Raw genomic sequence first — 23804 nt, 5'->3', positions numbered from 1 at the left:
TCAGGGCATTTTCAGCGCCTGTGAGATCGAGCGCCGCCCGCGCGGCGCTTCGCAGCACAAGGCTGCTCCTACATCTGTTTCGGGCCAGTAACGCCTGTAGCAGCGCACGCGACCGCCTTGTTTGTCCGGCACGATATCAAGGTGGACGCCAAAGGGGGCGCGTGCCGCTCTCGCAGGAATGATTGGCCCGAAACAGATGTAGGAGCAGCCTTGTGCTGCGAAGCGCCGCGCGGGCGGCGCTCGATCTCCCAGGCGCAACATCTCTCAAGGCAAACCCCCGGCAACCCTCACGCCCCCCAAAGCCTCACCGCCGCTAATTTCTCCCCCCGCCCATCCGTTCCCCTGTGTACACCTCAGGCCGCCACATGCCGCTGCGCCCACGTTCGCGCAGCAGCCGGCCCGACCCAAACAGACACTGGCAGGAACACCCCATGACGGACGCCTTCGAACTCCCGCTCTCGCTGGTCCAGGCCCTGGCGCAACGCGCCGCGCAGACCCCGGACAAAGTCGCCTTGCGCTTTCTGGCCGACGCTCCCGGCGAGCAGGCCGTGCTCAGCTACCGGGACCTCGATCAGCGTGCGCGCACCATCGCCGCTGCCTTGCAAACCCGGGCCAGCTTCGGCGACCGCGCGGTGCTGTTGTTCCCCAGCGGGCCAGACTATGTAGCGGCGTTTTTCGGCTGCCTGTATGCCGGCGTGATTGCGGTGCCGGCCTACCCGCCGGAGTCCGCGCGCCAGCACCACCAGCAGCGCTTGCTGTCGATCATCGACGACGCCGAGCCGCGCCTGCTGCTGACCGTCGCGGCCCTGCACGACAGCCTGCAGGGCCTGGAGGCCCTGGCGGCGGCCAACGCCCCCGAACTGCTGGCGGTGGATGGCCTGGCCCCGGCACTGGCTGCAAACTGGCGCGAGCCCGCGCTCAAGGGTGATGACATCGCCTTCCTGCAGTACACCTCCGGCTCCACCGCACTGCCCAAGGGCGTGCAGGTCAGCCATGGCAACCTGGTGGCCAACGAACAGCTGATCCGCCAAGGCTTTGGCATCGACCTCAACCCCGACGATGTGATCGTCAGCTGGCTGCCGCTGTACCACGACATGGGCCTGATCGGCGGCCTGCTGCAGCCGATCTTCAGCGGCGTGCCCTGTGTGCTGATGTCGCCGGGCTACTTCCTGGCCCGGCCGCTGCGCTGGTTGCAGGCCATCAGCGAGTACGGCGGCACCATCAGCGGCGGCCCCGACTTCGCCTACCGGCTGTGCAGCGAGCGGGTCAGCGAGGCCTCCCTGGCCGGGCTCGACCTCAGCCGTTGGCGGGTGGCCTATTCCGGCTCCGAGCCAATCCGCCAGGACAGCCTGGCGGCCTTTGCCGACAAGTTCCAGGCCTGCGGCTTCGACCCGCAGAGCTTCTTCGCCAGCTACGGGCTGGCCGAGGCGACCCTGTTCGTCAGCGGCAGCCGCCGTGGCCAGGGCATCGCCGCGCTGGAGCTGGACGCCGAAGCCTTCGCCGCCAACCGTGCGGAACCTGGCAAGGGCAGTGTGCTGATGAGCTGTGGCTACCCGCAGCCCGGGCATGCCGTGCGCATTGTCGAACCACAACGCCTGCAGGTGCTGGGCGACAACCAGGTGGGCGAGATCTGGGCCGGTGGCCCGAGCATCGCCCTGGGCTACTGGCGCAACCCCGAGGCCAGCGCCCGCACCTTCGTCGAGATGGACGGCCAGACCTGGCTGCGTACCGGCGACCTGGGCTTTATGCGCGAAGGGGAAGTGTTCGTCACCGGGCGCCTGAAGGACATGCTGATCGTGCGCGGGCAGAACCTGTACCCGCAGGACCTGGAAAAGACCCTCGAGCGCGAAGTGGATGTGCTGCGCAAAGGCCGGGTGGCAGTGTTCGCCGTCGAGCAGCAAGGCGAGGAGGGCATTGGCGTGGCGGTGGAAATCAGCCGCAACGTGCAGAAGTCGATCAAGCCCCACGCGCTGATCAAGACCCTGCGTCAGGTGATCGCCGACGCCTGCCGCCAGGCCCCGGCCGTGGTCCTGCTGCTGAACCCCGGCGCACTGCCCAAGACCTCCAGCGGCAAGCTGCAGCGTTCTGCCTGCCGCCTGCGCATGGACGATGGCAGCCTGGACTGCTACGCCCGCTTCCCTGAGGTGAGCGAGCCCGTTGCCACGGATGCCGCTGGCGATGAGCTGCAGGCGCGCATCGCCGGTGTGTGGCGCGACATCCTCAAGGTCGAGGCGGTGGCGGCATACGACCACTTCCTGCTGCTGGGTGGCAACTCCATCGCCGCCACCCACGCCACCGCACGCCTGGCCGATGAATTGGGTATCGAGCTGGGCCTGCGCACCCTGTTCGAGGCGCCGATACTGGCTGACTACGCCAAGGCCGTGGCCGCGATCATCGCCGAAGGCGGTGGCCGGGTCGGCGCCATCGCTACCCTGGAACGCACCCAGGCGCTGCCCCAGTCGCTGGCGCAAAACCGCCTGTGGTTGCTGTGGCAGTTGGACCCGCAGTCGGCGGCCTACAACATTCCGGCCGGCCTGCAGTTGCGCGGCGAACTGGACGAAAACGCACTGGAAGCGGCCTTCCAGGCGCTGGTGGCGCGCCATGAATCGCTGCGTACCCTGTTTGCCGAAGAGAACGGCCAGGCCCTGCAGCGCATCCAGGCGCAGCAGCCGTTCGACCTTCGCCGCCTGGACCTCGAAGGCCAGGCCGCTGAACAGGTCGCCGCCCAGCGTGAAGCCGAAGCTCGCCAGCCGTTCGACCTGACCCGGGGGCCGTTGCTGCGGGTGACCCTGGCGCGCCTGGACGATGAACACCATCAACTGTGGGTGACCCTGCACCATATCGTCGCCGACGGCTGGTCGCTGAACATCCTGCTCGACGAATTCGCCAAACTGTACGCCGCCCATTGCCAGGGCCTCGAGGCCAACCTGGCAGCGCTGACCCTGGGTTATGCCGACTACGGCACCTGGCAGCGACAGTGGCTGGCTGCAGGCGAAGCCGAGCGTCAGCTGCAGTACTGGCAGGCGCGTCTGGGGGATGAACTGCCGGTGCTCGACCTGTGCACCGACCACCCACGCACCAGCCAGCGCGACCACCGCGCCGCCCGCTTCAACCTCAAGGTACCGGCCAGGCTCACCGAAGCGCTCAAGGGCCTGGCCCGCGAACAGCAGGCCAGCCTGTTCATGGTACTGCTGGCCGGATGGCAGGCGCTGTTGCACCGCTACAGTGGCCAGGCCGATATCCGTGTCGGCGTGCCCAACGCCAACCGCCCGCGCCTGGAAACCCAAGGCATGGTCGGCTTCTTCATCAACACCCAGGTGCTGCGTGCGCAACTCGATGGCCGCCTGCCGTTCGACCAGTTGCTGGCCCAGGTGCGCCAGGCCACCCTGGATGCCCAGGCCAACCAGGACCTGCCGTTCGAGCAACTGCTCGAAGCCTTGCCCGAGGCTCGCGAGCAAGGCCTGTTCCAGGTCATGTTCAACCACCAGCAACGTGACCTGTCTGCCCTGCGCCGCCTGCCGGGCCTGCTGGCCGAAGAGCTGCCGTGGCACAGTCGCGAAGCCAAGTTCGACTTGCAGCTGCACAGTGAAGAAGACCACCAGGGCCGCCTGAGCCTGGCCTTCGACTATGCCGCTGAATTGTTCGATGCCAGCACCGTCAAGCGCCTGGCCCAGCACCTGCTGGCCTTGCTCGAACAGGTGTGTGCCGGGCCGCAGCGGGCGCTGGGCGAGGTGCAACTGCTCGACGAGCCTGGCCGCGCGCAACTGCTGAGCTGGGGCGAGGCACCCGCTGCGGCGCCGCAGCGCCTGCTGGTCGAGCAGCTCAATGACCAGGCACGCCTGACCCCGCAGCGCACCGCCCTGGTGTGGGACGGTGGCAGCCTGGATTACGCCGAGTTGCACCAGCAAGCCAACCGTCTGGCCCACTACCTGCGTGACAAAGGCGTCGGCCCCGACACCTGCGTGGCCATCGCCGTCGAGCGTTCGCCGCAGCTGCTGGTGGGCCTGCTGGCCATTCTCAAGGCCGGTGGTGCCTATGTGCCGCTGGACGTCGATTACCCGGCCGAGCGCCTGGCCTACATGCTCGCCGACTGCAACGCTGGCCTGTTGCTGAGCCACAGCAACCTGCTGGGCAAGCTGCCACAGGTGGACGGCGTCAGCGCCATCGCCCTCGACCAGCTGCACCTGGACAGCTGGCCAAGCCATGCCCCCGGGTTGCACCTGCATGGCGACAACCTGGCTTATGTGATCTACACCTCCGGCTCCACCGGCCAGCCCAAGGGTGTGGGCAATACCCACGCGGCACTGGCCGAGCGCCTGCAATGGATGCAGGCCAGCTATGTGCTGGACCACAGCGACGTGCTGATGCAGAAGGCGCCGATCAGCTTCGACGTTTCGGTGTGGGAATGCTTCTGGCCACTGGTGACCGGTTGCAAGCTGGTGCTCGCCGGCCCTGGCGAGCACCGCGACCCGCAGCGCATCGCCGCGCTGGTGCAGGCCCATGGCGTGACCACGCTGCACTTCGTGCCGCCGCTGTTGCAGGTGTTCGTCCAGGAGCCGCAGGCGGGTGCCTGCAGCAGCCTGCGCCGGCTGTTCTCCGGTGGCGAAGCGCTGTCCGCGGCATTGCGTGACCGCGTGCAGCAGGTGCTGCCGCAGGTGCAGTTGCACAACCGCTATGGCCCGACCGAAACCGCCATCAACGTCACCCACTGGCACTGCCAGGCCACCGATGGCGAACGCTCGCCGATCGGCCGCCCGCTGGGCAATGTGCTGTGCCGTGTGCTGGACGACGAGCTGGAACTGACCGCCCCCGGTGTGCCGGGCGAGCTGTACCTTGGCGGTGCAGGCCTGGCCCGTGGCTACCTGGGCCGCCCGGGCCTCACCGCCGAGCGCTTCGTGCCCCAGGCCGACGGCAATGGCGAGCGCCTGTACCGCAGTGGCGACCGCGCCCGCTGGCAAGTGCAGACCGAGGCGCTGGAATACCTTGGCCGCCTCGACCAGCAGGTCAAGGTGCGTGGCTTCCGTGTCGAACCCGAAGAAGTCCAGGCCTGCCTGCTGGCGCAAGCGGGGGTCGAACAGGCGCTGGTGCTGATTCACAAGGATGCCGTAGGCGCGCAACTGGTCGGCTACTACAGTGGCAGCGCCCAGCCAGATGCATTGCTGACGGTGCTGGCTGAACAACTACCGGCCTACATGGTGCCGGCACAACTCATCCCGCTGGCGCAGATGCCGCTGGGCCCCAGCGGCAAGGTCGACCGCAAGGCGTTGCCGGCCCCGGTGTGGCAGCAGCGGGAGCACATCGAGCCGCAAACCGAGTTGCAGCAGCAGGTCGCTGCCATCTGGCGTGAAGTGCTGAACCTGCCGCGCGTTGGCCTGCAGGATGACTTCTTCGCCCTCGGCGGCCATTCGCTGCTGGCCACTCAAATTGTCTCGCGCACGCGCCAGGCCTGCGATGTCGAGCTGCCGCTCAAGGCCCTGTTCGACGCCAGTGAGCTGGGCGCCTTCTGTGCCGAGATCACGCGTATCCGTGCCGCCGGTGAGCGCAACCTGCAAGGCGCAATCACCCGCGTCGACCGCCGCCAGGCGGTGCCGCTGTCGTACTCGCAGCAGCGCATGTGGTTCCTCTGGCAAATGGAGCCGGGCAGCCCGGCGTACAACGTCGGCGGCATGGCGCGCCTGCGTGGCACCCTGCATGTGGATGCCTTCGAGCGTGCGTTGCAGGCGCTGGTGGTGCGCCACGAAACCCTGCGCACCACCTTCCCCAGCATCGATGGCGTGCCGTATCAGTGCGTGGCCGAAGACAGCAGCCTGCACCTCGACTGGCAGGACTTCAGCGCCTTGCCCGCCGATGCCCGCCAACAACGCCTGCAACAACTGGCCGACGACCAGGCGCACCAGCCGTTCGACCTGGAGCGCGGTCCGTTGCTGCGTGCCTGTCTGGTCAAAGCCCAAGAGCGAGAGCACTTCTTCGTGCTGACCCTGCACCATATCGTCACCGAGGGCTGGGCCATGGACATCTTCGCCCGCGAACTGGGCGAGCTGTACGAGGCCTTCGTCGATGACCGCGAATCGCCGCTGGCGCCGCTGCCGGTGCAGTACCTGGACTACAGCGTGTGGCAACGGCAATGGCTGGAAAGCGGCGAGGGCGCCCGCCAGCTGGCCTACTGGCAGGCCCGCCTGGGCGATGAACACCCGGTGCTGGCGCTGCCTGCCGACCGCCCGCGCCCGGCAGTGCAGAGCCACCGTGGCGAGCTGTACCGCTTCGAGCTCGACCCGGCGCTGGTCGCCCGCGTGCATGCCTTCAACAGCCAGCGCGGCCTGACCCTGTTCATGACCATGACTGCCACCCTGGCCGCCTTGCTGCACCGCTACAGCGGCCAGCGTGACCTGCGCATTGGCGCGCCGGTGGCCAACCGCATCCGCCCGGAAAGCGAAGGGCTGATTGGCGCGTTCCTCAACACCCAGGTGCTGCGTTGCGAGCTGGACGGCCAGATGAGTGCCGCACAGTTGCTGGAGCAGGTACGCCAGGTTGTCATCGAAGGCCAGTCGCACCAGGACCTGCCGTTCGACCAGCTGGTGGAAGCCCTGCAGCCACCGCGCAGCAGCGCTTACAACCCGCTGTTCCAGGTGATGTGCAACGTGCAGCGCTGGGCCTTCCAGCAAAGCCGCCAGCTTGCCGGCATGCAGGTGGATTACCTGGTCAACGACGCCAGCGCCACCAAGTTCGACCTGTACCTGGAGGTGACCGACCTCGACGGCCGCCTGGGTTGCTGCCTGACCTACAGCCGCGACCTGTTCGACGAACCACGCATCGCACGCATGGCCGAGCACTGGCAGCAATTGCTGGCCGGCCTGCTCGACAACCCGCAACAGCGCCTGTGCGAGCTGCCGATGCTGAGCAGCGCCGAGCAGCAGGTGCTGGCGGGCCAGTTGCAGGGCGAGCGGGATCTGGCTCTCGACCATACCGTGCACGGCCTGTTCGCCGCCCAGGCTGCGCGCACGCCACACGCTGGCGCGTTGACCTTCGCCGGCCGGCACATGACCTATGCCGAACTCGACCAGCAGGCCAACCGCCTGGCCCGCGCCCTGCGCGAGCGTGGCGTCGGCCCGCAGGTGCGCGTGGGCCTGGCGCTGGAGCGTTCGCTGGAAATGGTCGTCGGCCTGCTGGCCATCCTCAAGGCCGGTGGCGCCTACGTGCCGCTCGACCCCGAATACCCGCTCGACCGCCTGCGCTACATGATCGAAGACAGCCGCATCGGCCTGCTGCTCAGCCAGCGCGCGCTGCTGCAAACCCTGGGCGAGCTGCCCGAAGGCGTGGCGCGCTGGAGCCTGGAGGACGACAGCGCCAGCCTGTCGGCCTACAGCGATGCACCGCTGGACAACCTCAACCTGCCGCAGCACCAGGCCTACCTGATCTACACCTCCGGTTCCACCGGCAAGCCCAAGGGCGTGGTAGTCAGCCACGGCGAGTTCGCCATGCATTGCCAGGCGGTGATCGACGCGTTCGGCATGCGCAGCGATGACTGCGAGCTGCACTTCTATTCGATCAATTTCGACGCCGCCAGCGAACGCCTGTGGGTGCCGCTGCTGTGCGGCGCCCGCGTGGTGCTGCGCGCCCAGGGGCAGTGGGGCGCCGAAGACATCTGCCAACTGGTGCGCGAGCAGCAGGTGAGCATCCTCGGCTTCACGCCCAGCTACGGCAGCCAGTTGGCACAGTACCTGGCCGGGCAGGGCGAGCAGTTGCCAGTGCGCCTGGTCATTACCGGTGGTGAAGCGCTGACCGGCGAACACCTGCAGCGCATCCGCCAGGCCTTCGCGCCGCAGCAGTTCTTCAACGCCTACGGGCCGACCGAAACCGTGGTCATGCCGCTGGCCTGCCTGGCACCACAGACACTGCCGGCGGAGCTGGGCAGCGTACCGATCGGCCGCGTCATCGGTAGCCGCACGGCCTACATCCTCGACGAAGACCTTGCCCTGTTGCCGCAAGGCGGTATTGGCGAGCTGTATGTCGGCGGTGCCGGCCTGGCCCAGGGTTACCACGACCGCCCGGGCCTTAGCGCCGAGCGCTTCGTCGCCGACCCGTTCGGCAGCGAAGGCGGGCGCTTGTATCGCACCGGTGACCTGGTGCGCCTGGGCAGCGATGGCCTGGTCGAGTACGTCGGCCGCGCCGACCAGCAGGTGAAGATTCGCGGTTTCCGTATCGAACTGGGCGAAATCGAAAGCCGCCTGCAGACCCATGCCGATGTCGACGAAGCTGTGGTGCTGGCCCTCGACCTGCCGGGCGGCAAGCAACTGGTGGGTTACCTGGTGTGCGGGCAGGCCGCTGCCGACAGCGAGGCCCAGGGCCTGCTGCGCGACGCAGTGAAAGCCGATGCCCGCCAGCACCTGCCGGACTACATGGTGCCGGCGCACCTGGTGCTGCTCGACAGCCTGCCGCTGATGGGCAACGGCAAGCTCGACCGCCGTGCGCTGCCGTTGCCGGACCTGGAACAGGCACGCCAGCAGTACCAGGCGCCTGGCAACGAGGTGGAAGCGCAACTGGCGCAGATCTGGCGTGACGTGCTCAACATTGCCCGGGTCGGCGTGCAGGACAACTTCTTCGAACTGGGCGGCGACTCGATCCTGTCGATCCAGGTAGTCAGCCGGGCTCGTCAGGCCGGCTTGCAGTTCACCCCGCGCGACCTGTTCCAGCATCAGACCATCCAGACCCTGGCCGCCATCGTTCAGCGCAGCGAAGCCGCCAGCAGCATCGAACAGGGCCAGCGCCAGGGCCAGGCCGGCCTCACGCCGATCCAGCACTGGTTCTTCGACAGTGAAGTGCCACAGCCGCAGCACTGGAACCAGGCTGTTCTGCTGGAGGCTCGCAAGCCGCTGGATGAGGGGGTACTGGAGCGAGCCTTGGCCGACCTGGTGCAGCACCACGACAGCCTGCGCCTGCGCTTCAGTCAGGCCCAGGGCCGCTGGCAGGCCGAATATGCTTCGCCTGCCACCGGGCAATTGCTGTGGACAGCCACGGTCGCCGACTTCGCCGATTGCCAGCCGCTGTATACCGACCTGCAACGCAGCCTCGACCTGGAACAGGGCCCACTGTTGCGCGCCTTGCTGGTTAATGACGGGCAGGGCGGCCAGCGCCTGTTGCTGGCGATCCATCACCTGGTGGTCGATGGCGTGTCGTGGCGCGTGCTGCTGGAAGACCTGCAGGCGCTGTACCGTGGCCAACCGCTGCCGGCCAAGACCCACGCCATGGGCGACTGGGCCGCACGCCTGGCCAGCTATGCCGGCAGCGATTCGCTGCGCGACGAGCTGGGCTGGTGGCAAGGCCAGTTGGGTGGTGTGCGCCGTGAACTGCCATGTGATCACCCGCAGGGCGGCAACCTGCACCGCCACGCCCGTACCCTGGCCATCGGCCTGGATGTGGCGCAGACCCGGCAGTTGCTGCAGCAGGCCCCGGCGGCCTATCACACCCAGGTCAACGACCTGCTGTTGACCGCGCTGGCGCGTGCCCTGTGCCGCTGGAGCGGCGATGAAGAAGTGCTGGTACAGCTTGAGGGCCATGGCCGTGACGGGCTGTTCGAAGACATGGACCTGACCCGCAGCGTCGGCTGGTTCACCAACGCCTACCCGCTGAGCCTGCGCCCGCTGCCAGGCGAGGACGATGCGGCGCGGGCAGGCTCGATCAAGCGCATCAAGGAGCAGCTGCGCCAGGTGCCGCACAAAGGGCTGGGTTACGGCGTTCTGCGCTACCTGGCCGATACGGCAGGGCGCGAGCAGATGGCGGCCCTGCCGCAGGCACGCATCACCTTCAACTACCTGGGCCAGTTCGACCAGCAGTTCGACAGCACAGCCCTGTTCCAGCCGCTGGACGCCCCGGCAGGCCTGGCCCACGACCTCGATGCACCGCTGCCCAACTGGCTGAGTGTCGATGGCCAAGTGTATGGCGGCGCCCTGCAACTGCGCTGGACCTTCAGCACCGAACGCTACGACGAGCGGACCATCGCCAGCCTGGCCGAAGCCTATCGCCAGGAGCTGCTGGCGCTGGTCGAGCATTGCCTGGCTGATGGCAACGGCAGTTTCACGCCATCGGACTTCCCGCTGGCGCACCTGACCCAGGCACAGATCGACGCGCTGCCGGTACCGGCAGCGCAAATCGAGGACGTCTACCCGCTGACGCCGATGCAGGAAGGCATGCTGCTGCACACCCTGCTGGAGCCGGGCACCGGCCTCTACTACATGCAGGACCGCTACCGCATCAACAGCGCGCTCGACCCCGAACGCTTCGCCCAGGCGTGGCAGGCGGTGGTGGCGCGCCACGAAGCGCTACGCGCATCGTTCAGCTGGAACACCGGCGAGGCGATGCTGCAGATCATCCACAAGCCGGGCAACACGCAGGTGGACTACCAGGACTGGCGTGGCCTCGACGACGACGCCCAGGAGCAGCGCCTGCAGGCCCTGCACAAGCAGGAACGCGAGGCTGGTTTCGCCCTGCTCAGCGAGGCGCCGTTCCACCTGCGCCTGGTGCGTGTGGCCGACGAGCGCTACTGGTTCATGATGAGCAACCATCACATCCTCATCGATGCCTGGTGCCGTTCGCTGTTGATGAACGATTTCTTCGAGATCTACCAGGCCCTCGGCGAGGGGCGCCAGGCCCGCTTGCCGGTGCCACCGCGCTACCGCGACTACATCGGCTGGCTGCAACGCCAGGGCCTGGACGACGCGCGAGCCTGGTGGCAGGCCAACCTGGCCGGCTTCGAACGCGCCACCCCCATCCCCAGCGACCGCCCGCTGCGCCACGACCATGCCGGTAGCGGCATGGTCGTCGGCGACTGTTACACCCGCCTGGCGGTGAGCGACGGCGTGCGCCTGCGTGAACTGGCCCAGGCCCACCAGCTCACCGTCAACACCTTCGCCCAGGCGGCCTGGGCCCTGGTACTGGCGCGCTACAGTGGCGACCGCGACGTAGCCTTTGGCGTGACCGTGGCCGGGCGCCCGGTGAGCATGCCGCAGATGCAGCGTACCGTCGGCCTGTTCATCAACAGCGTCGCCCTGCGCGTGCAATTGCCGGTGGCGGGTGAGCGCTGCAGTGTGCGCCAGTGGTTGCAAGGCCTGCTGGAGCGCAACATGGAGCTGCGCGAATATGAATACCTGCCGCTGGTGGCGATCCAGGAGTGCAGCGAACTGCCCAAGGGCCAGCCGCTGTTCGACAGCCTGTTCGTGTTCGAGAACGCGCCGGTGGAAACTGCCGTGCTCGACCACGCCCAGCACCTGAATGCCAGTTCCGACTCGGGCCGTACCCACACCAACTTCCCGCTGACAGCGGTGTGCTACCCGGGCGATGACCTTGGCCTGCATCTGTCGTTCGACCAGCGCTACTTCGACTACCCGACCGTCGAGCGCCTGCTGGCCGAGTTCAAGCGCCTGCTGCTGGCGCTGGTGCAAGGCGTTGAAGGGGAGATGAGCGCACTGCCGTTGCTGGGCGCCGAGGAGCAGCGTTTCTTGCTGGAGGACTGCAACCGTACCGCGCGCGCCTATCCACTGGAACAGAGCTACATCGCGCAGTTCGAGGCGCAGGTGGCCGCACATCCGCAACGTACCGTGGCCCGCTGCCTGGACGCGTCCTACGACTACGCCGGCTTGAACCTGGCGGCCAACCGCCTGGGCCATGCCTTGATCGCGGCGGGTGTGAACCTGGACCAGCCGGTGGCACTGCTGGCCGAGCGTGGGCTACCGCTGCTGGGCATGATCGTCGGCAGCTTCAAGGCCGGCGCCGGCTACCTGCCACTGGACCCGAGCCTGCCGGCGGCGCGCTTGCAAAGCATCATCCAGCTCAGCCGTACACCCGTGCTGGTGTGCAGCGCGGCTTGTGCCGGGCAAGGGCGGCAGTTGCTGGACCAGCTTGCAGTGGCGGCACGGCCGCAGTTGCTGGTCTGGGAAGACATCCAGGCCAGCCCGGTGGCCAGCCACAACCCCGGCATTCACAGCGGGCCGGATAACCTCGCCTATGTGATCTACACCTCAGGCTCCACCGGCCTGCCGAAGGGGGTGATGGTCGAGCAGCGCGGCATGCTCAACAACCAGCTGAGCAAGGTGCCGTACCTGGCTCTCGGCGAGCACGACGTGATCGCCCAGACGGCCTCGCAGAGCTTCGACATTTCGGTGTGGCAGTTCCTTGCCGCGCCGCTGTTCGGCGCCAGGGTGGAGATCGTGCCGAACGCCATCGCCCATGACCCGCAGGGCCTGCTGGCGCATGTGCAGGCCACCGGCATCAGCGTGCTGGAGAGCGTGCCGTCGCTGATCCAGGGTATGCTGGCCAACGACCACCAGGCCCTCGATGGCCTGCGCTGGATGCTGCCGACCGGCGAAGCCATGCCACCGGAGCTGGCGGCGCAGTGGCTGCAGCGCTACCCGCAGATCGGCCTGGTCAACGCCTACGGCCCGGCGGAGTGCTCCGATGACGTGGCGTTCTTCCGCGTCGATGCCGCCTCGACCCGTGGCAGCTACCTGCCGATCGGCACGCCGACCGACAACAACCGCCTGTACCTGTTCGGCGAGGACCAGGCGCTGGTGCCACTGGGTGCGACAGGTGAGCTGTGCGTGGCCGGCACCGGCGTGGGCCGTGGCTATGTCGGCGACCCGGTGCGCACGGCGCTGGCGTTCATTCCCCATCCATATGGTGCGCCGGGCGAACGCCTGTACCGCACCGGCGACCTGGCGCGGCAGCGCCCGGGCGGGGTGCTGGAGTATGTCGGGCGCATCGACCATCAGGTGAAGATTCGCGGCTACCGCATCGAACTGGGTGAAATCGAAGCCCGCCTGCACGAACAGCCGGAGCTCCGCGACGCTGCCGTTGGCGTGCAGGAGGGCGTCAATGGCAAGCACCTGGTGGGTTACCTGGTGGCGCATCAGGGCGTTGCAGCCGACGCTGCGTTGCTGGAACAGCTCAAGCAGCGCCTGCGTGCCGAGTTGCCGGAGTACATGGTCCCACTGCACTGGGGCTGGTTCGACAGCCTGCCGCACAACGCCAACGGCAAGCTCGACCGCAAGGCCCTGCCGGCCATCGACATCGGTGGCCAGCACAGCCAGGCCTACCAGGCGCCGCGCAACGAGCTGGAAGAGGTACTGGCCGGTATCTGGGCCGATGTGCTCAAGGCCGAGCGGGTCGGGGTGCACGACAACTTCTTCGAGCTGGGCGGGCATTCGCTGCTGGCCACGCAGATCGCCTCGCGGGTGCAGAAGCAGCTGCAGCTGAACGTGCCGCTGCGGGCGATGTTCGAGTGCAGCACGGTGGAGGAGCTGGCGGTGTATGTGCAGGGGTTGCAGGGCAGTGTGCTGGATGACGACAAGGTCGACCGGCTCAGTGACCTTATGGCCGAGCTGGAGGGCTTGTGACCTGAGCAGGTGAGGCCTGCATCGCCCCTTGTAGGAGCGGCCTTGTGTCGCGAAAGGGCTGCACAGCAGCCCCAGCAATTTCAGTTTTTATGCAGCATTTTGGGGGCCGCTATGCGGCCCTTTCGCGACACAAGGCCGCTCCTACAGGTACGGCGTTGTTCTCGAGGTTTGGCGCTGCACCTGTGGGAGCGGGCATGCCCGCGAACACCGGCGCAGCCGGTGCCATACACCGCGTTGAGTTCTTCGCGGGCTTGCCCGCTCCCACAGGGCCGCCACAGCCTTGTGCTGCGAATGGGCTGCAAGGCAGCCCCGGCAATCTCACATCAGCGCTTGCCGAGAATCTTCCCAAGCAACTCCGGCCGCGGCGCGCCTTGCTGGCTCTGCAGGTTACCCTGGTCATCCTGATAGAAGATCGCCGGGGTCGCCTGCAAGCCCATTTCTTCCATCAGCGCCATGTTCGCCGCCAGCTTCTGCTGCACCGCCTCTGGCACCTGTGCCAATGGTTTCAGTGTGCTGGCCTTGCCGGCCTTTTCATGTTCCTGCAGGGCCTTGGCCGGGTCCTTCGCCGCCAGCAGCGCCGCCGACTTGCCCGGGCTGTCCTCGCGGATGATGCCGACCATGATATGGCGCAACTGCACCTTGCCCGACTCCACCCACGGCCGTGCCTGCTCCCAGAACATGTTGCAGTACGGGCAGTTGGGGTCGCTGAACAGGTACACCTTGCGCGGTGCATCGTCCTTGCCGTCGGCGATCCAGGAGGTTTTCTCCATCTTCGCCCAGATTTCCTTGCTCATCGGCGCATACACCAGCTTTTTCAGCGGCTCGGCACTGAGGTCGTTGCCCTGTTCGTCGAACAGGCTGCCGACCAGTACATGCTTGCCGTCAGGGGTGAGGTACAGCGCCAGGCCATTATTCTGGTACTCGGCGGCATACCCGCGCAGGCCGTTGGGGGCGTCGAAGCTGCCTTTGATCACGGCACCCTTGGCTTGCAGTTGCGCAATCGCCTTGGGCAACTCTTCGGCCTGCAGGGTAGGGGCAGCCAGCAGGGCCAGGGACAGGGGCAGCAGTGCAGTCAGTCGCATGTCAGTTTCCTTGTGCGGCAGGGGCGGGCGCGGTGGCCCGGTCGAAAGGCTCCAGGGCGTGGCGCAGGCTGGCCCGGGACAGCTCGCCCAGATGGCTGCCGACCAGGCGCCCGTCGGCGTCGTAGAACAGGGTGGTGGGCAGGGCCATGGAACCGACGCGCTGGGCCAGCAGACCGGTGCCGTCGAACAGCACGTGGGTCAGGCTCAGGCCTGTGGTGGCGAGGAAGGTGCTGACGTTTTCCGGGGTCTCGCCCTGGTTGACGAACAGGAAGGTCACGTGCGGGTAAGCGCTTTGCGCCTGTTGCAGCACCGGCATTTCGCGTCGGCAGGGTGGGCACCAGGTGGCCCAGATGTTGATGACCAGCGGTTTGCCGCGGTAGCTGTGCAACGCTACGGATTGGCCGTTGGCCTTGCGCAGGCTCAGCTCGGGCAGTTCGGTACCCTTGCTGTACAGGTGGCCACCGAGGCTGGCCAGGCCCCAGAACAGCGCGCCGCTGAACAGCGCCCAGCCCAGCGGACGGCGCAGGCCCGGATGGCGCCAGCCCTGCCACAGGGCGCCGAGCACGATGCCGGCAAGGCCCGACCAGAACAGGAAGCCGCCATCACGGATATCGATGATTTGCAGCAGGTCGTCCTGGTACATCGGCCAATAGGCCAGCACGAAGCCGGCGCGTGCGCACAGCAGGCCGATCAGGAACAGGTTGAACAGTGCCGATTCCGGGCTCTCGCCGCCACGCCGGGCGACCCACCAGCCGACCATGCTGGCGATCACCAGGGCGGTGAGCATCAGCAGGTGGTTGAGGGCCATGGTCAGTGGCCCGAGGGTTACGGTCAGCATCAGCCTTGGCTCCTGGTCTGAGTCCAGTGTTGCAGGAAGGCGGCTGCATCCACCTCACCAGTGATGCGCCGCGCGCGGCGTTCGTCGCCTTCCGGGCCGACCCAGATGATGCTGGGCGGGCCAGGTACCTGGTAGCGCTGCAGCAGGGCCTGGCTGGCCGGGGTGTCGGCGGTCACGTCCAGGCGCAGCAGTTGTACACCGGCCAGGCCGGCCTGCACGTCGCTGCGGGCGAACACCTGTTTTTCCATGACCTTGCACGACACGCACCAGTCGGCATAGTAGTCGAGCATCACCCACTGGCCACGGGCTTTGGCCGCATCCAGTTCGCGTTGCAGGTCTTCGGGGCGGCTGACGGTGACGAAGGCGTCCTCGGTGTGCTGGCCGGTGGTCGGCGCAGCGCCGCTACCGGCGAACGGGCGCAGCGGCTGCCAGATGTCGTCGCCACCGGCTGCCGCCCCCACCAGCAGCAGGCCGCCCCACAGGGCACCCAGCAGCGGCAACGCGCGCAACGCCGGCAACCGCTGCAGGGCCGGCCAGGCAGCCCAGGCCAGGGCGATCAGCAAGGCGCCGCTCAGGGCCAGCAGCAATGCTGCGGGCAGCAGGCTGCGCAAGGTGTATAGCGCCATGCCCAGGAACACGAAGCCGAACACGCCCTTGACCCGGTTCATCCAGGCACCCGGGCGGGGCAGGAAGCGGTTGCCGAGGGTTACCAGCAACAGCAGCGGCACACCCATGCCCAGGCCGAGGCTGAACAGCACCAGCGCCCCCTGCAGCACGTCGCCGCTCTGGGCGATGTACAGCAGCGCGCCGGCCAACGGCGCGGTCATGCACGGGCCCATCAGCAGGCCGGACAGCGCGCCGAGCAGCGCCGCGCCATACAGGTTGCCGCCACGGGTGCCTTGCCCGGCGCGGTCGAGGCGGTCACGCACGGCGGCGGGCAGTTGCAGTTCGAAGGCGCCGAACATCGGCAGGGCCAGCAGCACGAACAGCCCCGCCAGGCTGCCCAGCAGCCAGGGTTGCTGCAGCCAGGCCTGCAGGCTGGCACCCAGCAGCGCGGCGACCACGCCCAGGGCGGCATACACCTGGGCCATGCTCAGTACATAGACCCCGGCCAGTATCCAGCCGCGCCGGGCACTGGCGCCATTGCCCATTACCAGCCCGGCGAGGATCGGCAGCATCGGCAGCGAGCAGGGGGTAAAGGCCAGCAACAGGCCCAGGCCGAAGAACGCCAGCAGGCTCCAGGCCAGGTGGCCTTGTTGCAGGTCGCTGGCCAGGGCCTGGTCACTGGCTTGTTCGGCCGCCGGCGCCACACTGCCACCCAGGTCGACCAACGTGGTTTGCGGCGGGTAGCACAGGCCGGCGTCGGCACAGCCCTGCCAGCCTAGGCGCAGTTGGCCCCGGGCATCGGCCGGTAGCAGCAGTTCGAGCTGGTCGCGGTACACCGCACTGTCGCCGAAGAACTCGTCGTGGTGGTTGAGAGCGGCCGGTAGTTGCGGGTGCTGTTCGGCAGGCAGGCCGTCGAACTTCAGGCGTTTCTGATACAGGTAGTAGCCAGGCTGGATCTGGAAAAACAGGCGCATCTGGCCGTCGGCCTGGCGGTCGTGGGTAAGCACGAAGGCCTGGTTGACCGGCAGGAAGTCCGGTTTGACATCGAACGGGTTGGCCTGCAACGGGCCGGCCAGCAGCAGTGTCAGGAAGAGCAGGAGGACGCGCATGTCTTCGCCTTGGCAGTACGTTGAAAGGGGTCATGCTGGCTTGGGTCGATTAACCCAAGGTTAACTCTGGTTTTTGGTCAGGGGGGGCGCATCAGGGCTTGGAGGTGTATGCCATGGGATTGTTTGCGCCTGGGAGATCGAGCGCCGCCCGCGCGGCGCTTCGCAGCACAAGGCTGCTCCTACATCTGTTTCGGGCCAGTAACGCCTGTGCCAGTGCACGCGACCGCCTTGTTCTTACAACGCGATATCGAGACATGCGCCAAAGCGTTCGCGCACAGACCTCATAGGAATAATTGGCCCGAAACAGATGTAGGAGCAGCCTTGTGCTGCGAAGCGCCGCGCGGGCGGCGCTCGATCTCCCAGGCGCCGAAGATCCTAAGACAACCACCTACCAGCCCCAGAGCAAATTCCGCCCCAGATCCCAGACATGTCGCGACATATTGTCGACTTGACTTTGCCTGCGCCAACACAATTGCTGTAAAGTTGACGTACAGGTCAGCTTTTCAGGCTAGTACCAGAATCAAAAAGAGGGCAGTCCCCCTGCTGCCCAGAGGATCAAGCATGTCCAACCGTGATATTTCCCGGCGCGCCTTCCTGCAAGGCGGCCTGATCGCCGGTGTCGGCGTGACCATGGCGCCGCTTGGCAGCCAGGCATTCGCCGCGCTGATGGAGGAACGCGTAACCACCTCGCCGCAGAAGTGGATGAACCATGACGGCAAGGCGCGTTTCCGTAACGATGCCTTGTCCAAGGTGTGCGGCGACAAGGTGTTCGCCCGCGACATCCGTGCCAAGGACATGCCCGGCTGGCCCGCGCAGCAGGGGCATGCGCTGCTGCTCAAGGCGACCAAGGCCGACCGTATCTATGCCGGCCATGACCTCAGCCTGCTTGGCGCCGACCTGCAGCCGGACCGCATCGTCACCGCGGCCGACCTGGAAAAGGACGGTATCGCCTGGCCCGAGGCCCACTCGCCCGACCCGCTGCTGCCGCCCGGCAAGGTGCCGATGTTCATCGGCCACCCGGTGGCGATCCTGATCTGGCACGACTTCGAGCGCTTCCGCCAGGCCAAGCGCAAGCTGCAGTTCAACGACCAGGCGATCCGCTATGGCGCCCAGGCGCCGCTTTACCAGCGCGACCCTTACGGCAGCTTCCGTTTCGTGCGCGTGGGCGGTGCCACGCCGTTCGACGACGATGAATTTTCCAGCCTGAAGAATTCCATGCTGTTCCCCACCATCCTCAACCGCAAGCCGGTGTGGTCGAAGCAGCCCAACCAGCATGGCGATCTGACCGAGCAGGGCCTGTTCTACGCCAAGCGCATGGCCGAGCAGCTGGAAAACCCGCCAGAGGACTGGCTGGTGTTCGACGAGCGCTACAAGACGCCGTCCATCGAGCCGGCCGCCCTGGAGCCGGACAACGGCAACGGCTGGTACGACCCGGCCAGCGGCACGCTGCACTTCGTGGTCGCAACCCAGTGCCCGTTCGAAGTGGCGCAGGAATGCGTGCACATGATCAAGCCGTCGCGCTTCGCCCTGAACACGCTGAACATGCACCCGGGCTATACCGTGGGCTACGGCTCGAAAGACAACAACATCTTCGTCTTCTACGCCGCCGTGGCCGCGCTGTATGGCGCCGGTGTGCCGATCCGCCTGGCCAACGACCGCTACGAGCAGTTCCAGAGCGGCATCAAGCGCCATGCCTTCGATATCCGCTACCAGTTGGCGGTGGACAAGAAGGACAACAGCTTCAAGATCTTCCGAGCCGACATGAGCTGCGACGGCGGCGGGCGTATCAACTACAGCCCGTCGGTGGCAGCGGTGGGGGCCACGGCGGCGCAGTCGATCTACTACATGCCGCAGAACGACCTGTCGGTCACTGCCTATCATTCCCGTGGCGTCGAGGCCGGCTCCATGCGCGGCTACGGCACGCTGCAGACCATGGCCGCCACCGAAATGATGGTGGATGAGATCGCCGGGCGCCTGGGCGTCGATGCCATCGACCTGCGCCGCGCCAACGCGCTGAAGTCGGGCATGAAGAACACCCAGGGCGCGGTCCCGGCCGGCGCCCTGCGCCTGTACGAGATTCTCGACAAGGCGGCCGTGCACGACTGGTGGCGCAACCGCGACGCGCGCAAGCAGCAGATGGACGCCAAGGACCCGGACCACTGGTATGGCGTGGGCTTTGCCATCTGCCAGAAAGACTTCGGCACCGGCTCCGAAGCCCCCATGGCCAGCATCGAATTCAGCCGCGACGGGCGCATCAGCCTGCGCCACATCGGCACCGAGCTGGGTACCGGCATGTCCACCTCCCAGGCCCTGGTGGTCAGCGATTTCCTCGGCCGCTCGGCCGACGAGGTGAAGACCGCGGTCACCGAATGGCCGGAGCTGCAGCTGACCACCAGCGGCAACCCGTACCTGATCAGCCAGCCCGAGCAGGACGCCGCGCTGCGCAACCCGCGCTGGGTCGGCAAGCTTGCTTCGCCGTCGTCGGCGACCAACTCGGCCTTCTACTTCAGCCATGCCACCCGCGAAGCGGCGCGCGTGCTGTTCAACCACGGTCTGTGGCCGGCGGCCATGGCCATCTGGCGCCAGGGCCCGTACGGCGGCCAGGCCAACCCGCTGGTGGTGCGCCGCGAGAATGCGGTATGGGTCAACGGCGAGCTGACCGGCAACGGCCTGTCACCGATCCCGTTCGCCCAGCTGGCACAAAAGGCCCATGACATGGGCCTGGTCACTGGCGTCAGCGTGCACGGTTTCAACCGCTGGAGCTGGGCCGAGGCCGACTTCGTGATCGACGGCGTGCGCGAACGCTTCCCGCTCGACGCGGTGGCGGTGAAGTACGGCGATGGCGCGGTGAACGCCAAGAAGGCGCAGATGAGCAGCCACGGCTACCACCTGCTCGACCGGCAGAACGCCGCCTACCCCGACACCCAGCTGAACAACGCCATGGTCACCTATTACAGCCCGGTGGCGACCATTGTCGAAGTCAAGGTGAACAAGGGCACTCACGAAGTGCAGGTGCTCAACCACCACAGCTGGGTCGAGTGCGGCCGGGTGCTGGTGCCGGAACTGGTCAAGGGCCAGCTCGAAGGCGGTATCGCCATGGGCATCGGCCATGCCTTGACCGAAGAAATGCCGTTGTACGAGGGCGGGCCCGGGGAGGGCGACTGGAACTTCAACCGCTACCGCCTGCCGCACGCGCGCGACGTGGCGGTGTGGCAGCAGACCAGCGAAATCCTCCCGCCGCTGTCACCGACCGACCCGTCCAAGGGCATCGCCGAAGTGGTGATGATCCCGGTCGTCGGTGCCATCGGCAATGCCGTCGCGCATGCCATCGGCAAGCGCGTTCGCGATCTCCCCATCACCCCAGCCCGTATCAAGGAGGCCCTCAATGGCTAACCGTCCACTGCAACTGACCCTCAATGGTCAACCGGTCGGCCCGGTCGAGGTCCCCGACGACCTGGCGATGATCGACTATCTGCACGAACACCAGAACCTCACCGGCTCGCGCCTGGGCTGCGGCCAGGGCATCTGTCACGCCTGCGTGGTGATCGTCGACAACCCCGACGGCACCAGCGAGGAGGTGCGCACCTGCATTACCGGCGCGCATTACTTCGAGGGCAAGAAGGTCCGCACCATCGAGGGCCATGCCAGACAGGACGAGGCTGGCAACCTCACGCTGAGCCCGATCCAGCAGAAGTTCGTCGACCTGTTCGCCTTCCAGTGCAGCTACTGCGCGCCGGGCTTCGTCAATGCCGCCACGGTGCTGGTGGAAACCGCCCAGCGCCAGCCGTTGAAGAAAAGCGAGGTGGAAGACCGCATCGAGGCGAGCCTGGGCCACCACATCTGCCGTTGCACCGGCTACGTGCGTTACTACGACGCCACCCGCACGGTGCTCAACGACCTCGGCCTGGTCAAGGAGGGTTGAGCATGGGTCTTGTTCGTAGCGCACTGGCGCTGGCTCTCGGCCTTGCCTTTACCTCGCTTGCCCAGGCAGCCGACCAGGCGCAGGTCAAGCGCGGTGAATACCTGGCCCGCGCGGCCGACTGCATGGCCTGCCACACCGCCGAAGGCGGCGCGCCGTACGCCGGCGGCCTGCCGATCCATTCGCCGTTCGGCACCATTTACGGCAGCAACATCACCCCGGACAAGCAGTACGGCATCGGCAACTACAGCGCCGACGAATTCTTCGCCGCGGTAACCGAGGGCAAGCGCAAGGACGGTGCCAACCTCTACCCGGCGATGCCGTACACCTCGTACCACCTGATCAAGCGCGAAGATTCGGACGCGATCCTCGCCTACCTGATGACCGTGCCGCCAATCAACCGCCCGGCACCGCAGACTGCGTTGCGCTTTCCGTTCAACGTGCGCCAGGGGCTGAGCGGCTGGAACATGCTGTACGGTAAAAGCGTGCAGCTGCAGCCGACCGAGGGCAAAAGCCCGGCCTGGCAGCGTGGGCAGTACATGGTCGAAGTCATGGGCCATTGCGGCGAGTGCCATACCCCGCGCAACCCGATCGGTGCGTTGCAGCAGGACCAGCGCCTGAGCGGCGGCCTGCTGGGTGGCTACCTGGCCCCGAGCCTGCTGGCCCAGGACCTGGCCGAGCGCGGCTGGACCCAGCCGGACCTGACCACCTTCCTCAAGCACGGCATCAGCGCCCAGGGCAGCATGTTCAACGAAATGTTCCCGGTGGTGCACCACAGCACCCAGCACCTGGAGGATGCCGACCTGGCGGCCATGGCCACCTACCTGCTGGGCGACCAGCCGCCACCGGCCAAGGCCATCCAGGCGGTGGCTCTGGAGCAGATGAGCGACAGCGCCAAGCGCGGCCGCCAGCAATACCTGAATGTCTGCGCCGGCTGCCATGGGGTGGACGGCGAGGGCAAGCCGCACATCGCCGTGGCCATGCGCGGCAACACGGTGCTGCGCCAGGCCGACTCGCGCAACCTGGTCAAGGTGGTCCTCGAAGGCATCCGTGAGCAGCAGTTCACCGGCTTCGAGCGCATGCAGCCGATGCCGGGCTTTGCCGACAAGCTCGATGACCAGCAGGTGGCGGATATGGTCAACTACCTGCGCCAGGCCTGGGGTGGATTGCCCGGTGACCTGAGCGTACAGCAGCTCGCCGAGCTGAAGGCGGAGTAAAGGGTGCAGCATCTCGATCTACAGGTGGTCCGCCAGGCGTTGCAGTGGTCGTGCGGCGGCCAGCGGGTGTGGTTGTGCACGGTGCTCGCCACCTATGGCTCGGCGCCCCGTGCACCGGGCTCGCTGCTGGCGGTGAACGCCAGCGGGCAGTGGCTGGGTTCGCTGTCCGGTGGCTGCGTCGAAGACGACTTCCTCGAGCGCGTGGGCCGGGGGGAGTTTCCCGAGCCAGTGGCCATCGTGCGTTATGGCGATGGCAGCGACTCGCGTTCGAGCATCCGCCTGCCCTGTGGCGGCGTGCTGGAAGTGCTGGTGGAGAACCTGCCGGCCGAATGCGAGGTGCAGGCGCACCTGCGTGAGCTGGAAAGCGCATTGCAGGGCCAGCGCCGCGTGCTGCGTGAAGTGAGCCTGCCCGAGGGTATGCGCCTGCTTGCCGATGACCACAGCCAGGGGCCGCGTGTGCAGCGTGAAAGTGCCTGTGTACGCTTGCGTGTAGGGGCCGCCCAGCGTCTGCTGTTGGCCGGGTACTCCAGCGTCGCGCATTTCTGTGCCGAGTTCGGCAAGGGCATGGGCTTCGAAGTCATCCTTTGCGAGCCGCGTGACGAAGTGCTCGACGGCGTGCGGCTGGATGGCATCGAAGTGCGCCGCGAGCTGCCATCGGAGTTCATCGCTCATGGCGGTTGCCATGCCGACACTGCGGTGGTGGCGCTGACCCACGACCCGAAGATCGATGACCTGGCGATGCTCGAAGCGGTGCGCACCGAGGCGTTCTATATCGGTGTGATGGGCTCCCGGGTGACCTCCGACAAGCGCCGCGAACGCCTGCGGCGGATCGGTGGCCTGGGCGAGGTCGAACTGGGCCGCATCCACGCCCCGATCGGCCTCAACCTGGGCAGCAAGACCCCGGCCGAGATCGCTTTGGCGGTGCTCGCCGACATTCTGCGGGTGCGCAACGGCATCGAGCGGGGCGCGCTGTGAGCGTGGTTGCGCTGGTGCTGGCGGCAGGCCGCGGCACGCGTTTCGGTTCAGACAAGCGCCGGGCGACCTTGGCTGATGGTCGCAGCCTGCTGGCGCATAGTGTGGAACGGGCCCAAGCGGTGTTCGATGATGTGCGCGTGGTGTTGCGCGCGGGCGAGTGGAGCGAGGATTTTGCCTTGCCTGCCGATTGCCGGGTTGTCGCCAGCCCGGATGCGGCGTCGGGAATGGGGCATAGCCTGGCTGCCGGCGCCAGGTCGTTGGGTGACAGCCAGGCGCAGGCGGTGGCGATCTTGCTGGGTGATATGCCTTGGATCGAATCGGTAACCTTGCGTCGGTTGGCCGAGGCGGCCACCGCCTCGACCATCGTGTTGCCGCGCCATGCGGGGCAGCAGGGGCACCCGGTGGTCTTCGGCCGCGACTTCTGGCCGGCGCTGGGGGAGCTTGCCGGGGATGAAGGGGCCCGGTCGGTGGTGCAAGCGCATCGGGATCGTTGCGTGGTGGTTGAAGTGGAGGATGCTGGGGTGTTGCTGGATGTAGATACGCCGCAGGGGTTGCTTTAGGCACTGGTGTTCGCCACAACATCTTCAGCGCCTATCAGATCGAGCGCCGCCCGCGCGGCGCTTCGCAGCACAAGGCTGCTCCTACATCTGTTTCGGGCCAGTAACGCCTGTGC

9 protein-coding genes are annotated in these 23804 nt (G+C 67.1%); 6 read left to right on the top strand and 3 right to left on the bottom strand.

Annotated features, from left to right (window positions below):
• The first annotated feature begins 431 nt into the window (after positions 1-431).
• A complete protein-coding gene (locus ACGLHT_RS04855) occupies positions 432-13385 on the top strand; it encodes a non-ribosomal peptide synthetase (RefSeq protein ID WP_274120797.1) in 12954 nt (4317 codons plus the stop codon).
• A 323-nt stretch (positions 13386-13708) separates the two neighbouring features.
• Here the strand turns inward: ACGLHT_RS04855 and dsbG are convergent, their stop codons facing one another.
• Genes dsbG through dsbD form a run of 3 tightly spaced genes read right to left on the bottom strand, consistent with a single transcriptional unit; the run spans position 13709 to position 17020 of the window.
• A complete protein-coding gene (gene dsbG / locus ACGLHT_RS04850) occupies positions 13709-14467 on the bottom strand; it encodes a thiol:disulfide interchange protein DsbG (RefSeq protein WP_085614467.1) in 759 nt (252 codons plus the stop codon).
• 1 nt (position 14468) lies between these two features.
• Complete coding sequence (locus tag ACGLHT_RS04845) at positions 14469-15305, bottom strand: TlpA disulfide reductase family protein (protein ID WP_085592815.1); 837 nt, start codon at positions 15303-15305, stop codon at positions 14469-14471.
• A complete protein-coding gene (dsbD, locus tag ACGLHT_RS04840; protein WP_274120798.1) occupies positions 15305-17020 on the bottom strand; it encodes a protein-disulfide reductase DsbD in 1716 nt (571 codons plus the stop codon). Before dsbD ends, ACGLHT_RS04845 begins: the two co-directional genes overlap by 1 nt.
• Positions 17021-17581: 561 nt before the next feature.
• Between dsbD and ACGLHT_RS04835 the strand changes: the two genes are divergently transcribed.
• From ACGLHT_RS04835 to ACGLHT_RS04815, 5 genes are read left to right on the top strand one after another with little or no spacing between them, the layout of a single operon-like run.
• Positions 17582-20413 carry a xanthine dehydrogenase family protein molybdopterin-binding subunit gene (locus ACGLHT_RS04835; protein ID WP_274078375.1) on the top strand — a complete coding sequence of 944 codons (2832 nt, stop codon included), beginning with the start codon at positions 17582-17584 and terminating at the stop codon, positions 20411-20413.
• Complete coding sequence (locus ACGLHT_RS04830; RefSeq protein WP_274120799.1) at positions 20406-20942, top strand: (2Fe-2S)-binding protein; 537 nt, start codon at positions 20406-20408, stop codon at positions 20940-20942. Before ACGLHT_RS04835 ends, ACGLHT_RS04830 begins: the two co-directional genes overlap by 8 nt.
• 2 nt (positions 20943-20944) lie before the next feature.
• Positions 20945-22156, top strand: a complete 1212-nt coding sequence (locus tag ACGLHT_RS04825; protein ID WP_274078374.1) for a cytochrome c — start codon at positions 20945-20947, stop codon at positions 22154-22156.
• Positions 22157-22159: 3 nt separating this feature from the next.
• Entirely contained in the window at positions 22160-23131 is a 972-nt protein-coding gene (locus tag ACGLHT_RS04820; protein ID WP_274120800.1) for an XdhC family protein, read from the top strand.
• Positions 23128-23691, top strand: coding sequence for an NTP transferase domain-containing protein (locus ACGLHT_RS04815; RefSeq protein ID WP_274120801.1), 564 nt, complete (start codon positions 23128-23130; stop codon positions 23689-23691). Before ACGLHT_RS04820 ends, ACGLHT_RS04815 begins: the two co-directional genes overlap by 4 nt.
• Positions 23692-23804: the final 113 nt, after the last annotated feature.

The sequence above is a fragment of the Pseudomonas sp. PsB genome, assembly GCF_043658375.1.
Lineage (GTDB): Bacteria > Pseudomonadota > Gammaproteobacteria > Pseudomonadales > Pseudomonadaceae > Aquipseudomonas > Aquipseudomonas putida_Z.
This window is presented reverse-complemented; position numbering and strand designations above follow the sequence as displayed.

Bases quoted from the DNA above. Each gene is read 5' to 3' on its own strand.
- ACGLHT_RS04855 (WP_274120797.1), top strand. From the start codon at position 432: ATGACGGACGCCTTCGAACTCCCGCTCTCGCTGGTCCAGGCCCTGGCG.
- ACGLHT_RS04835 (WP_274078375.1), top strand. From the start codon at position 17,582: ATGTCCAACCGTGATATTTCCCGGCGCGCCTTCCTGCAAGGCGGCCTG.
- ACGLHT_RS04845 (WP_085592815.1), bottom strand. From the start codon at position 15,305: ATGCTGACCGTAACCCTCGGGCCACTGACCATGGCCCTCAACCACCTG.
- dsbD (WP_274120798.1), bottom strand. From the start codon at position 17,020: ATGCGCGTCCTCCTGCTCTTCCTGACACTGCTGCTGGCCGGCCCGTTG.
- dsbG (WP_085614467.1), bottom strand. From the start codon at position 14,467: ATGCGACTGACTGCACTGCTGCCCCTGTCCCTGGCCCTGCTGGCTGCC.
- ACGLHT_RS04830 (WP_274120799.1), top strand. From the start codon at position 20,406: ATGGCTAACCGTCCACTGCAACTGACCCTCAATGGTCAACCGGTCGGC.
- ACGLHT_RS04825 (WP_274078374.1), top strand. From the start codon at position 20,945: ATGGGTCTTGTTCGTAGCGCACTGGCGCTGGCTCTCGGCCTTGCCTTT.